Origin of the sequence: Paracidovorax wautersii (genome assembly GCF_900113035.1) — a bacterium.
GTDB classification, from domain to species: Bacteria; Pseudomonadota; Gammaproteobacteria; order Burkholderiales; family Burkholderiaceae_C; genus Paracidovorax; species Paracidovorax wautersii.
Window position 1 is genome coordinate 1 of the sequence record NZ_FONX01000010.1, and the last position, 13,072, is coordinate 13,072.

Annotated in this window: 12 protein-coding genes and 1 pseudogene; 6 read left to right on the forward strand and 7 right to left on the reverse strand. The window is 67.7% G+C overall.

Annotation, left to right across the window (positions count from 1 at the left end):
- Positions 1 to 630: pseudogene (locus tag BM070_RS14755) on the forward strand (IS5 family transposase); the annotation flags it as partial.
- A gap of 20 nt (positions 631 to 650) precedes the next feature.
- On the opposite strand, the gene BM070_RS24300 reads toward BM070_RS14755, so the two are convergent.
- The 3 genes from BM070_RS24300 to BM070_RS14760 form a co-directional block, all read right to left on the reverse strand.
- A complete protein-coding gene (locus BM070_RS24300) occupies positions 651 to 1,064 on the reverse strand; it encodes a hypothetical protein (RefSeq protein ID WP_139222848.1) in 414 nt (137 codons plus the stop codon).
- 379 nt (positions 1,065 to 1,443) lie between these two features.
- On the reverse strand, positions 1,444 to 1,827 hold the full coding sequence (locus BM070_RS24305) for a hypothetical protein (RefSeq protein WP_139222849.1): 384 nt from the start codon (positions 1,825 to 1,827) through the stop codon (positions 1,444 to 1,446).
- An 82-nt stretch (positions 1,828 to 1,909) separates the two neighbouring features.
- Positions 1,910 to 3,277, reverse strand: coding sequence for an aminotransferase-like domain-containing protein (locus BM070_RS14760; RefSeq protein WP_092940189.1), 1,368 nt, complete (start codon positions 3,275 to 3,277; stop codon positions 1,910 to 1,912).
- A 187-nt stretch (positions 3,278 to 3,464) separates the two neighbouring features.
- Here BM070_RS14760 and BM070_RS14765 point away from each other — a divergent pair, with 187 nt between their 5' ends.
- Positions 3,465 to 3,698 carry a hypothetical protein gene (locus BM070_RS14765; protein WP_092940190.1) on the forward strand — a complete coding sequence of 78 codons (234 nt, stop codon included), beginning with the start codon at positions 3,465 to 3,467 and terminating at the stop codon, positions 3,696 to 3,698.
- 481 nt (positions 3,699 to 4,179) lie between these two features.
- On the forward strand, positions 4,180 to 5,196 hold the full coding sequence (locus BM070_RS14770; RefSeq protein ID WP_092940191.1) for a diguanylate cyclase domain-containing protein: 1,017 nt from the start codon (positions 4,180 to 4,182) through the stop codon (positions 5,194 to 5,196).
- Between the two features lie 24 nt (positions 5,197 to 5,220).
- On the opposite strand, the gene BM070_RS14775 is transcribed toward BM070_RS14770, so the two are convergent.
- Complete coding sequence (locus BM070_RS14775; RefSeq protein WP_092940318.1) at positions 5,221 to 6,252, reverse strand: tripartite tricarboxylate transporter substrate binding protein; 1,032 nt, start codon at positions 6,250 to 6,252, stop codon at positions 5,221 to 5,223.
- A gap of 132 nt (positions 6,253 to 6,384) precedes the next feature.
- Positions 6,385 to 7,629: a muconate cycloisomerase family protein gene (locus BM070_RS14780; protein ID WP_092940192.1), complete on the reverse strand. Its 1,245-nt coding sequence runs from the start codon at positions 7,627 to 7,629 to the stop codon at positions 6,385 to 6,387.
- 121 nt (positions 7,630 to 7,750) lie between these two features.
- Here BM070_RS14780 and cynR point away from each other — a divergent pair, with 121 nt between their 5' ends.
- Positions 7,751 to 8,776, forward strand: a complete 1,026-nt coding sequence (gene cynR / locus BM070_RS14785) for a transcriptional regulator CynR (protein WP_245785238.1) — start codon at positions 7,751 to 7,753, stop codon at positions 8,774 to 8,776.
- Here cynR and chrA read toward each other — a convergent pair.
- On the reverse strand, positions 8,661 to 10,004 hold the full coding sequence (chrA, locus tag BM070_RS14790; RefSeq protein ID WP_092940319.1) for a chromate efflux transporter: 1,344 nt from the start codon (positions 10,002 to 10,004) through the stop codon (positions 8,661 to 8,663). The genes cynR and chrA overlap by 116 nt on opposite strands.
- Positions 10,005 to 10,384: 380 nt before the next feature.
- On the opposite strand from chrA, the gene BM070_RS14795 reads away from it, so the two are divergent.
- A complete protein-coding gene (locus tag BM070_RS14795) occupies positions 10,385 to 11,395 on the forward strand; it encodes a DMT family transporter (protein ID WP_434803191.1) in 1,011 nt (336 codons plus the stop codon).
- Positions 11,396 to 11,462: 67 nt separating this feature from the next.
- On the forward strand, positions 11,463 to 11,978 hold the full coding sequence (locus BM070_RS14800) for a hypothetical protein (RefSeq protein ID WP_092940193.1): 516 nt from the start codon (positions 11,463 to 11,465) through the stop codon (positions 11,976 to 11,978).
- A gap of 15 nt (positions 11,979 to 11,993) precedes the next feature.
- On the opposite strand, the gene BM070_RS14805 is transcribed toward BM070_RS14800, so the two are convergent.
- Positions 11,994 to 13,028, reverse strand: coding sequence for an aliphatic amidase (locus tag BM070_RS14805; protein WP_092940194.1), 1,035 nt, complete (start codon positions 13,026 to 13,028; stop codon positions 11,994 to 11,996).
- Positions 13,029 to 13,072 lie beyond the last annotated feature (44 nt).

A 13,072-nucleotide genomic window follows, 5' to 3' on the forward strand; every position in this document is an offset into this window, starting at 1 on the left:
CGCCGGAGTTTCCCAAGTGGCAGAACGTGTATGCGTACTGGCGCAAGTGGAGCGAGCCTGACCTGCACGGGATAAGCGTGCTGGAGCAGGCCCTCAAAAAATCAGGTTGGCGCGGCCCGCGAGAGACTGGGGCGCAGCGCCTCGAGCGCGCTCTTGATCGTGGACGCACAGAGCGTGAAGAACACGGATACAGCGACCCACAAGGGCTATGACGCGGGCAAGAAAGTCTCGGGCGTCAAGCGCCACATTGCAGTGGACACCCAAGGGCTACCGCACGCCATTGCAGTGACCACGGCAGAAGTGACGGACCGCAAAGGAGCCTTGCAGGCGCTGCAGCGCTGCCGACCTGCGCTGGGCAGGGTGCGAAGCCTGCTGTGCGACAGCGGCTACGTGGGCAAGCCGTTCGCCCTGGGCGTGCAAGAGATCCTGGGCGAGCACGTCACCGTTCAGATCGCCAAGCGAAGCGAGTTGCACGCGTTCAAGGTGATGCCTCAGCGCTGGGTGGTGGAGCGCAGCTTTGCCTGGTTGGACAAGAACAGGCGCTTATGGAAGAACTGCGAGAGGTTGCTCAACACCAGCTTGCAGTTCGTCCACTTGGCATTCTTGGCTTTGCTGTGTCGAAGATCGTAAACAGGTTCTAAGCAGTATGCCTAGCTTAGAGATAAGCGTTCGCCCTTGGCAAAAGAGATCATATTCTTCAGAGTTGACAGTTCCTCATCCCGCGATTTGATAGCAATAGGAGAGGGAGTTTTCGCAACTTCGGCCATCATCTCCATATGCTCAAGCATGTTTATAGGCTTGTTCCTCGGAATGGATTCAACTTTATCCAAATCGGTCCCCATAAAGTTTCCAGCAACCTCTTTGGATATTTCCTTGCGGGCAAGTAGCTCGCCCGCTAGTTGAGCGAACTGCTCTGGCGTGACATTCTTGAAATCGTACTTGCCAAGCAGATCCTTCAAGCTAAGGCCGGCCAGAGGTCGATTTACATCGACTGACTGCACGTCCCCTGTCGCCGCAGCCCGATACGCTTCTGGTGATATCGTAGCCCTAGTGACGGAGTTCACCGCCTCCTGCTGGCCCCTCATAGGCTTCGATATCGAATTAACTACCAACCTCGAACTGCTCGGCTGAGATTGATAAATCTGAGAAGCATCAATTTTCATAAACCACCCCGTCATTGATTCAACGCCAAAATAACGGTAGCGCTAGATTTAAATATCTCTCGAATCCATTCGGGCACACCCTGCGAATTATTCTTCGGCATTATTTTTAATGACTGAAGCAAATTTTTGTAACAGTCGGCCGATAAAATGCAATCAGCGAAACTTCAATTCGCATTTCCCTGCGGCTGACATTGCAACTGAAATTGCGGATGGCGTGACCGAAAGCGCGAAGAGGAGCCGATAATCCAAGGCCACCTCACCTGGCATGCCGAAATATTGACTATTTCCAACAAGGCAGGCTGCACCTATCATCCACTTCATGGCGATGTCCGATAAATCCGACGCCAAGCAATCTCGCACCGAGATCAACTCCAGGATGGTCGAGGTTGAATAATGGGTTAAAGCGCGCTACAAAATCGATTATTCTTTTACCTTTCAGCCAGGCAGTGATCGCGTCTTCTTGGGCGACAAGGCCAAGAAGTGCTGCCGCTACTGCGGCCTGAGAATGCCTGAGGTCAAGTTCAAAAAATTGGCATACGCCATCCCGGACCAAGTGGGCAACGATTGACTCATTCGACGATGAAGAGTGCGATACCTGCAATGCCCACTTTGCAGAGCGGATCGAAGATGATTTCGGGAAATGGACGCTTCCGTGGCGGAGCATGTGCAGCGTTAGATCGTGAACACGTTCTCAGTGCTTCACGTCACTGCCAAGCACGACAGCAGGCGATTTATGCAGACCTTCCCTAGGGCTGCCGCGCAAGCAATTGCGACAACCTCCGAAGCCCCGCCTGCAAGCGCCCCCGCTCCTGGATGCTCCCCAGCGATATCCGAATGGCATCGGCAGTCACCAATCCGCTGCTGGTAGCGAACGCCTCCGCCGGCATTACCGCGATCCCCTCGCTGCGGGTCGCACGCACAAGCTCTGCAGAGCTCCAATACCCTGGCAACTCCAGCCACACATGCAGGCCGTCTCCCGTGCCGCTGTAACGCCCCGCCAGAATGTCCCTCGCCATCCGATGGCGCAGGCGCGCTTCCTTGCGCACGCCGTCCATCAATGCGGCGGCCGAGCCGTCGAGGATCCATTGCGTGGCGAGGGCGGCGGTCAAGGGCGCGGCCATCAGCGCGAATGACCTCAGCGCGATGAGGAAACGTTCGCGTTCGTGCGCATCGCGCAGGACCACGAAGGCGATGCGCAGGCCGGGCGTCAGGCATTTCGACAGGGTCGAGAGGTAGTACACCTGCCCCGGGGCGAACGTGGCGATCGGCGGCGGCGGGGCATCCGCCAGCAGCCAGTAGGGGTCGTCTTCGATAATGCGGACGCGGCAGCGCTCCGCGACGCTGGCGATCTCCCTGCGCCGGTGTTCGGGCATGGTGATGGCGGTGGGGTTCTGCAGCGTCGGGTTGAGATAGACCAGCCTGGGCTGGTGCTGGCGGCAGGCCTGCTCCAGCCGCTCGGGCAGCATGCCGTGCGGGTCCGCCTCCACCGCCACGATGCGCCGGCCGAATGGGGCGGCTGCGGCCATCAAGCCGGGGTAGGCCGTGGGTTCCGCGAGGATCACGTCGCCGGGCTCCGTCAGCGCCAGGATCAGTGCGGCGATCGCGGCCTGCGCGCCGGGGCAGACGACGACCTGGCGAGCGTCCACATCGCCCAGCATCGGCGCGAGCCACCGGGCTCCGGCCTCGCGGTCGGCATCGCTGCCTCCGCCCAGCTGGTAGGTCATCAGCAATTCGGCATCAGCCCCCAGCAGGACCTGCGACAGGCCCTGCTTCAGCAGGTCGCCGAAGTCCACGCCCTCCGGGGGCGGCGGGATGTTCATGCTCAGATCGAGCACCGCGCCCCATTCGACTTTCGGCGCGGCGACATAAGTGCCCCGGGCGCCGCGCCCCTCCAGCAGGTGGCGGCGTTTGGCCTCGTCGTAGGCGCGCGTGATCGTCGTGAGGTCCACGCCCAGCTGCGCTGCCAGCAGGCGCTGCGGCGGCAGCCGGTCGCCGGGGGCCAGCGATCCGTCTGCCACCGCCGCCTGCAAGGCATCGGCAATCTGGAGGAAACGGGGGCCGCCCTGCGCGGCCAGCCGCGGTAGCCAGAGGGGTGCGTTGTCGTCTTCTTGCATGGATCTGAAGGGGGCGTTGTCTCTCGATGTATGGATATTGCTTCGACGTACCATGCCCAGAACGGGCCGCGGCTGCATGCTTGCATGGCCGTCGCTCGACGTCTTGGCTTGGCTTTGCCTGTGCCGTGGGCGCAGCCGCGCTGCCCGCCCTCCACAGAGGGCCACGTCATGGCCCGGAAAGTCTCACATGATCGATTGGGTCCCCGTCGTCTTCATCGTCTTCAAGGTGCTGGTGTTCGGCACGTGCATGTTCTTCGCCATCAAGTGGCATTACGACCAGGGCGGCAAGAAGCTGGACAAGCGTGCGCTGCTGCTCACGGCCTGCAAGCTGGGCGCCGTCTTTCTGGTGGCGCTCGCGATCCTCTTGTTCTTCACGTTCACCCTGGCCAGGCATCTCGGGATGGACTTGCGCATGCCCTGATGGCTAAGCCTCGGCAGCCCCTGCCGTGCCCTTCCCTTCCTGAGCGGCGCCGCCGGTGCATGGGCGCGCTGCCGATGGGCACCGTGCCGATAGCCTCCATGAGGGCCTGAGTCCCGGGCCTGCGTGCGCTGGGGGCTGAAGATGCTTTCTGCATGCCCTGTCTGGTTGCATAACCCGTGGATGGGATCGGCGCACCCGGGAATGTAAGCAATTGATAAATATGTCAAAATAATGTAGGTCGCGCAGGCTGCCCGCCTTAATCTTGCGGCTGGTCGCTCGCACACGGCCTCTGTGAGAGTTCTTCTCTTCGGTGACGATTCTTCTTGGGGCATGCGTGCAGGCCGTTTTGCCGATACCGGCGATGCGGGCTCAGTGCACTGCATCGCCTTTACGCGTGAAAGGCGCGGGGGCCGCTTTCAGGCGCTGTCGAACTTCGGTTCTGCGGCGGCGAAGGGGGCCCTGACAAAGGGAGACTGAAGACATGCTCGCACCGAACGCCAGGGACTTGTACGAGCAGCTGACCCTCATGCCTGTCGATGAGCGGCTGCACTTTTTCTCGCTGACGCTCACGGACGTGCACCGGGAACTGCAGGACTACATCGTCCAGCTGGATTCCATGCGGCGCTTTCTGGAGGAAAGCGAAGAGAACTACCGCCAGCTGGTGGATTCCGCCCAGGATGCGGTCATCACCATCGACTTGACGGGCCGGGTGATCCACTGGAACCGCGCGGCCGAAAAGATGTTCGGCTGGCCGGCCAGCGAGGCCGTCGGCGGGGTTCTGGGCGACCTGATCGTTCCGCACGAGCATCGGGTGCAGCACGCCAAGGGCCTGCAGCGGTTCAAGGCCGAGCAGTCGTCCAATGTGCTGAACAAGACGATCGAGATCACCGCCCTGCACCGCTCGAACGGCCTGTTCCCGATCGAGCTGTCGATCTGGCCGCATCTGCAATCGGGGCAGCAGCGGTTCTCCGCCTTCATCCGCGACATCACCGACCGCAAGCGGCGCGAAGAGGCGACATGGAACTATGCCCATTTCGACGCGCTCACGGGCTTGCCCAATCGCCGGCTGCTGACCGACCGCCTGGAGAAGGCCGTCGAGCAGGCCGCTTCCATGCAATCCGAAGTGGCCCTGCTGTTCATCGACCTCGACAGATTCAAGCCGGTGAACGACACCTATGGCCATGCGGTCGGCGACGAGCTGCTCTGCCTGGTGGCCTCTCGCCTGCAAGGCTGCCTGCGCAAGGGCGACACCGTGGCCCGCCTGGGCGGCGACGAGTTCATCGTGTTGCTGCCGGGCTTGCAGGCAGGCGCGGCCGTGGCCCAGCAGGTCATGCGCAAGATCACGGCGGCGCTTCGCCAGACCTTCCATATCCACGACCGCCTGCTCGACATCTCGGGCAGCGTGGGCATCGCGGTGTATCCGCACGATGCGGCGCAGGCCGATGCGCTGCTGGCGCGCGCCGATGCCGCCATGTATGCGGCCAAGCACAAGGCTTGAGCGGGCGGCCCCGCCCTTCTTCGATCAATCCATCCGGATGTTGCGTTCCTTGATCAGCTTGCCCCAGCGTGCCAATTCCTTGTCCAGGTGCGCGGCCAGCTGCGCGGGCGTGCTGCCGATGGGCTCGGCGCCGATGGCCTCGAAACGCGCCTGGGTCTCCGGCTGCTTCATCGCGTCCAGCAGGGCCGCGTTGATCTTCTGCACGATGGGCGCGGGCGTGCCGGCCGGGGCGAAGACGGCGAACCAGGGCGAGACCTCGTAGCCGGGCACGCCGGCCTCGGCGATGGTGGGCACGCCCGGCAGCGTGGCCGAGCGCCTGGCGCTGGTGACGCCCAGCGCGCGCAGCTTGCCGGACTGGATGTGCGGTGCGGCGGAGGTGATGCTGTCGAACATCAGATCCACCTGCCCGCCCAGCATGTCGGTCATGGCCGGGCCGCTGCCCTTGTAGGGCACGTGCAGCAGGTTGAGCTGGGCCATGGAGGCGAACACTTCGCCCGCCAGGTGGATCGAGGTGCCGTTGCCGGCCGATGCATAGGTGAGCTTGCCCGGATCGCGCCTGGCATGCGCGATGACGTCGGCCACCGTCTTGTCGGGGCTGCGGGCGTTCACCACCAGCACGTTGGGCACCACGGCCAGCAGGCTGACGGGGGCGAAATCCTTCACCGGGTCGTAGCTCAGCTTGGCGTAGAGCGCCTTGTTGGTCGCCATGCCGATGGAGGTGATCATGATGGTGTAGCCGTCGGCGGGGGCCTTGGCCACGGCGTCCGCGCCGATGTTGCCGCCCGCGCCGGGGCGGTTCTCGATCACGAAGGGCTGGCCCAGCGCGCGGCCGGCGCGCTCGCCCAGGGTGCGGGCGATGACGTCCATGGCGCCGCCGGGCGGGAAGGGCACGACCCAGCGGATGGGCTTGGCGGGCCAGGCGGCCACGGTGGCGGCATCGGCTGCTGCGGGTTGCTGCGCATGGGCCGGTGTGGGCAGCAGGCCGGCCAGCGTGGCCGCCGCCGCGGTGGCGATGGTGCCGGCCGCGAGGGCCAGGGCGTGGCGGCGAGTGGGCATGGCGGCGGCGATGGCGCTGCGGGAAGGCGGAAGGGCGTTGGGGGCCATGGTCTTGTCTCCTGTTTTTTGTGGGTCTGAATCGGGATCGGATCGGAATCGGTGAGCGGTCGATGCCCTGCGCGGGTGCGCCGGTCAGCCGGGTGGCGCGGCCGGGGCGGCTTCGGCGGGGGGCGTGGTCGCTGCGCCCGTGGTGCCGCGCCCCAGGTCCACATGCACGGGCGTGAGGCCCTCGCGGGCACGGTCGAAGCGGCGCAGCGCCTCGGGCAGCACCTCCACGCCGAAGCCGGGGCCGTCGGGCAGCTGCAGGGCGAAGTCGCGCACCTCCATGGGCGTGGCGACGATGTCGTTCACCAGCAGCTGCGGGCCGAACAGCTCGCAGTTGTGGTGCGTGCCGGGCAGGGTGGCGAAGACGTGGGCCGATGCGGCGCTGCCCAGCGAGGTCTCCAGCATCGTGCCGCCGTACCAGCCGATGTCCGCCGCCTCGCCCACGGCGGCGACGGCGCGCGTGCGCAGCAGGCCGCCGTGCTTGGCGACCTTGAGCGAAAACACGTGGCAGGCGCCCTGCCGCGCCAGCGCCATCGCGTCCTGCGGCGTGCAGACGGTCTCGTCGGCCATCACCAGGGCGCCGCCGGGCAGGCTGGCGGTGAGCTGGCGCAGGGCCTCCACGTTCCACTGCGCGACGGGCTGCTCGATCAGCCTCACGCCCTCGTCGATGAGCTGGGGCACGCAGCGGCGCGCGGTATTGCCGTCCCAGGCCTGGTTGATGTCCACCGTCAGGGCGGCACGCCCGTCCAGGCCGCGCGCGATGCGGGTGACGTGGGCCACGTCGTCCTCCGGCGAGCGGGCGCCGATCTTGAGCTTGAAGATGCGGTGGCGGCGGGCGGCCAGCATGCGCTCGGCCTCTTCCACGTCGCTGGCGGAATCGCCGCTGGCGAGCGTCCAGGCCAGCGGCAGGCTCTCGCGCTGCTTGCCGCCCAGCAGTTGCCAGGCGGGCAGGCTCAAGGAGCGCGCCACGGCGTCGATGACGGCCATCTCCACGGCGCTCTTGGCGAAGCGGTTGCCCTTGCAGACGGCGTCCATGCGCGCCAGCAGCCGCTCGAAGCGGCCGGCGTCCTGCCCGGCCACGGCAGGGCCCAGGTACTGCGTGATGGCGTGCAGGATGGACTCGGGCGACTCTTCGTTCCACGAGGGGCCGCCAATGGTCGCGGCCTCGCCGAAGCCGCAGGCGCCGCCGGCCAGCCACAGCTGCACGATCACCGGGCTCTGGCGATGGATGGCGCCGAACGAGAACTTGTGCGGCCGGATGGTGGGGATGTCGAGGATGCGTGCCTCGATGCGCTCGATGCGCAGGAGGGCGTTGGCAGCGGATGCAGTCATGGGGGGCGACCTTAGCCCCCGGCGAGCCTGCGATCCAATGGTATATATGGAATGCATCGTTCGATGGCATCGAACGATGTTCCCCCTGCCCTTGCACCACATCCACCCAGGATTCCCCGCCATGGAACTGCGCCAGCTGCGCTACTTTCTGAGCGTGGCCGAGACCGAGCACCTCACGCAGTCGGCCGACGCGCTTTTCGTCACCCAGTCCACCCTGTCGCACGGCCTGCGCCAGCTGGAGGCCGAGCTGGGCCTGCCGCTCTTCGACCGGCTGGGGCGCGGCCTGCAGCTCTCGCAGGCGGGCATGGCCTTCCGCAGCCACGCGGCGCGCGCGCTGCAGGAGCTGGAGGCCGGCCGCATGGCGCTGGCCGACATGGCGGGCCTGCAGGCGGGCACGCTCACGGTGGGCGTGATCCCCACCTTTCTCACGCACCTGCTGCCGCAGGCCGTGGCTGCCTTCAGCGCGCACTACCCCGGCGTGCAGGTGGTGGTGCGCGAGCTGCGCGGCGGCCCGATCGAGGAGCAGCTGATCGCCGGCCGGCTGGACGTGGGCATCTCGTTCCACCCCGCGCACCGCGACGAGATCGAGGCCGAGCCGCTCTTCGACGAACGCCTGCAGCTGGTGGTGCACGCCGGCCACCCGCTGGCGCGCCGCCGCAGCCTGCGCATGCGCGAGCTTGCCGGCGTGCCGCTGGCGCTGCTGCCGCAGAGCTTCGCCACGCGCCGCATGATCGACGCGGCCTTCGCGCAGGCCGGCGTGGCGCCCGCGGTACGGGTGGAGATGGAGTCGGTGGACGCGCTGCTGCAGGCCTGCCGCAGCGGGCCGCTGGCCACCATCGCGGCCGAACGCGCCGCCGCGCAGGCCGGCCCGGGCATTCGCGCCATCGCGCTGACCGATCCCGCCACCGTGCGCCGCGCGGGCGTGCTCTGGCGCCGGGGCGCCTCGCGCAGCGCGGCGGCGCGGGAATTCGTGGCGCGGCTGCTGCCGGCCATGGGTGCCGTCGCCGCCGTGGCCGATGCCGGCGCTGCCCTCAGCCCCCCGCCAGCAGCGGCCGCCAGCCCACGCCGGCCAGCCCCGCCAGCGCCAGCACCGGCATCACGCCCCACTTCAGCCGCATCAGCGCCACGCCGGCCAGCACGCCGATGACGGCGCTGGCCGCGTCGAAGCGCCCGCCCAGGCCCTGCGGCCAGAGCACGTGCCAGGCGAAGAACACGGCCAGGTTGACGATCACGCCCACCACGGCGGCGGTGATGGCCGTGAGCGGAGCGGTGAAGCGCAGCTGCCCGTGGGTGGATTCGATGAACGGCCCGCCCAGCAGGATGAACACGAACGAGGGCAGGAAGGTGAAGAAAGTCACCACGGCCGCGGCGGCGGCGCCGGCCAGCGGCAGCGCGCCGGGGCCGAAGAGGGCCTGCGTCCAGCCGCCCACGAAGGCGACGAAGGCCACCACCATGATGAGCGGGCCGGGCGTGGTCTCGCCCAGCGCCAGCCCGTCCATCATCTGCGCGGGCGTGAGCCAGTGGAAGTGCTCCACCGCGCCCTGATAGACGTAGGGCAGCACGGCATAGGCGCCGCCGAAGGTCAGCAGCGCGGCCTTGGTGAAGAACCAGCCCATCTGCGTCAGCGCGCCCTGCCAGCCCTGCAGCGCCACCAGGCCCGCCATGGCCGCCAGCCACAGGCCGCCGCCGGCCAGCAGCACGGCGCGAAAGCGCGGCCAGCTGAAGCGCGCATGGGGCGGCGTGGGCGTGTCGTCGTCGATCAGGGCGGGGGCGGCCGGCTGGCCTGCCGCGCGGCCGCCATGCGCGCCGCCGCCCGCCGCGAACGACTGCGGCGAGAGCCTGCCGCCCAGGTGCCCCGCCAGCGCGGCGCCCAGCACGATGAGCGGGAACGGCAGCTGCAGCGCGAAGAGCGCCACGAAGGCCGCCAGGGCGATGCCCCAGAGCCAGCCGTTCTTGAGCGTGCGCCCGCCCACGCGCCAGGCGGCCTGCACCACCAGCGCGGTGACGGCCGGCTTGATGCCGTAGAAGAGGCCCGCGATCACCGGCACGTCGCCATGCGCCAGATAGAGCCACGACAGCCCGATGAGCAGCGCGAGCGAGGGCAGCACGAACAGCGCCCCGGCCACGATGCCGCCCCAGGTGCGGTGCAGCAGCCAGCCGATGTAGGTGGCGAGCTGCTGCGCCTCGGGGCCGGGCAGCAGCATGCAGTAGTTGAGCGCGTGCAGGAAGCGCCGCTCCGAGATCCAGCGCCGCCGCTCCACCAGCTCCTCGTGCATCAGCGCGATCTGCCCTGCCGGCCCGCCGAAGCTGATGCAGCCGAGCTTGAGCCAGAAGCACCAGGCCTGCGAGAGCGGCGGCAAGGGGGGCGGCGGCATGGCCGCTGCGGCGTGGTCGTCGTCGCCGGCGGGCGGTGGGGAGATGGGTGTGTCCACGGCGGCCATTCCTGGGGCGGTTGAGGGGGCGGCCGGCCGCACGGGCAAGCGGGCAGCGGGCCGGGGCGCATCGTGCCACAGGGGGCCGTCCATTCGGCGGATGCAAGCGAAATATGCCCGCAGCGCTTTTGTTGATTGGGCATGATGCTATCAATTGGATAGCTAAAGGCGCGGCGTGCCGGAGCCGTGGAGGGGCGTGTGGCGCGGCCCGGGGCGCTGCCGCCAGGGCATTGCGGGCCGGCGCGCGGCAGTCGTCGTACCACTGCCTAGAATGACTGCACCCCGGGGCCTGGGCGCCCCGGTCGATGATGAAAGTGCCTGCCGTGTCCTCTGCCGCTTCTCCTGCGCCCGCCGCGCCCGCCTCCGCCGCTGCTGCTGCTCCTGCCTCGACCGTCTTCACCCGGCGCGGCAGCGTGTTCGCGCTGGCGCTGCTGTGCTGCCTGCTCTGGGGCAGCTCGTTCCCGGCGATCAAGTCGGGCTATGCGCTCCTGGGCATCGCGGGCGACGACATTCCTTCCAAGCTGGTCTTCGCGGGCTGGCGCTTCCTGGCGGCGGGCGGGCTGCTGCTGGCCTGGGCCGCGGCCACCGGCCGGCGCCTGGGCGGCTGGCCGCCTTCCGTGTGGCGCCAGCTGGTGGTGCTGGGCCTGGTGCAGACCAGCGTGCAGTACGTGTTCTTCTACATCGGCCTGGCGCACACCACAGGCGTGAAGGCCTCGATCATGAACGCCACCAGCACCTTCTTCAGCGTGCTGCTGGCGCACTGGCTCTATCACAACGACCGGCTGACCTGGCGCAAGTCGCTGGGCTGCGGCGCGGGCTTCGTGGGGGTGATGGTGGTCAACCTGGGCGGGGGGCTGGCCGGCGCGCTGCCGGGCGTGGAATTCACGCTGCTGGGCGAAGGCTTCGTGGTCATCGCCGCGCTGGTGCTGGCCGTGGGCGGCATCTACGGCAAGCGCATCTCGCAGCACATGGACCCGGTCGCCATGACCGGCTGGCAGCTGGTGGTGGGCGGCGCCGTGCTGCTGGCGGCGGGCTATGCGCTGGGCGGATCGCTGGGGCACATCACGCCGGCCTCGTCGGCGCTGCTGGGCTACATGGCGGTGCTTTCGGCGCTGGCCATCTCGATCTGGAGCCTGCTGCTCCAGCACAACCGCGTCAGCCTCATCACCGCCTTCAATTTCATGATCCCGGTGTTCGGCGCGCTGCTGTCGGCGCTGTTCCTGGGCGAAAGCATCCTGGAATGGCGCAACGCCGCCGCGCTGGCGCTGGTCTGCTGGGGCATCTGGCTGGTGACCACGCAGGCGTCCGGGGCCCTGAAGCGGCGCGGGGATTGAGCCGGGGCGCTGCGCACTCGCGCGCGTCCACGGCGTCCGGCGTGCCTGCCTGCCGGACAATACGCCGATGAACGATTCCCCCCTGCGAGCGGCCGACGAGGCGGCGCTCGACACCCCCGACGCGCCGATCCAGGAAGCGCGCCTCTGGCGCGACGAGCGCTGGACGGCCGAAGTGATCAAGAACGAAGACGACGACGGCTGGGCCGTGTCCATGACGCTGCGCGGCGAGTCCGAGCCGGCGCTGGTCGGCCCCTGGACGATGGGCCGCGACAAGAAGAACCCCAAGCCGCTGGATGCGCCGGCCTTCCACACGCTGGTGAAGACGGCCTCCGAAGTGCTGCGCCGCCACGAGCAGCAACTGCACGCGCAACTGCACAAGGAGGTGGCCGTCGGTTCCGGCGCCGACCTCGTCCGGGTGGCGCTGCGCATCGTGCCGGACGAGGAATATCCGTACGCCGTGCTGACGGCGCACGACGCCGCTGGCGAGCTGCTGGGCGAGGCGCGCGTGGAGGCCGGCTTCAAGCTCAGCCAGGCCAGCGCGCTGGCGTGGATCGAGAGCGATTACTCGTCCCGGGGCCGGTAGCCGCTGGCGCCCGCTTCAGGGCTCCCGCGCGCCATGCGGGACGCCCTCGATCGGGCATTGCGCCGTGCCCACGGTGCTGCGCGTGACGGCTTCGGCCGTGCGGCGCGCGGCGGCCGGGTCGGTCACCCACTGGCGGTAGAAGCCGTAGGGGCAGTCGGCCACGCCCTGCTCGCCCTCGCCCGAATTCAGCACGCCGGTATAGCCCCGGTGCAGCAGCTTGAAGAGGTGGTTCTCGCTCTGGCCGTGCCGGCGGAAATCGCGGATCAGGTGCTTGGAGAGCGCGGCGTACTGCACGCCCATTTCCTCTTCGCCGCATTCGCCCAGCGTGCGGCCGTCGAAGCCGATCAGCGCGCTGTGGCCGAAGTAGCTGTACACGCCGTCGAAGCCCGCCGCGTTCGCCACGGCCACGTAGCTGTTGTTGGCGAAGGCCATGGCCTTGCTCATGAGGATCTGCTGCTCCTTGGCCGGGTACATGTAGCCCTGGCAGCGCACGATGAGTTCCGCGCCCTGCATGGCGCAGTCGCGCCAGATCTCGGGGTAGTTGCCGTCGTCGCAGATGATGAGGCTGATCTTCAGGCCCTTGGGGCCGTCGCTGACGTAGGTGCGGTCGCCGGGGTACCAGCCCTCGATGGGCGTCCACGGCATGATCTTGCGGTACTTCTGCACGATCTCGCCCTGGTCGTTCATGAGGATGAGCGTGTTGTAGGGCACCTTGCGCGGGTGCTCCTCGTGCCGCTCGCCGGTGAGCGAGAAAACGCCCCACACCTTGGCCTTGCGGCAGGCGGCGGCGAAGATTTCCGTCTCGTCGCCGGGGATGGTGGCGGCCGTGTCCAGCATCTCCTGGCGGTCGTACATGATGCCGTGGGTGCTGTACTCGGGGAAGATGACCAGGTCCATGCCCGGCAGGCCTGCCTTCATGCCGACCAGCATGTCGGCGATCCTGCGGGCGTTGTCCAGCACCTCGGCTTGGGTGTGCAGCCGGGGCATCTTGTAGTTGACGACCGCGACGCCGACGGTGTCGTCGCTGCTCGAAATATCGCCGTGGATCATGGCGGGGCTCCTGGGATGACTGTGAATCGGTGACGAGAGGAAAA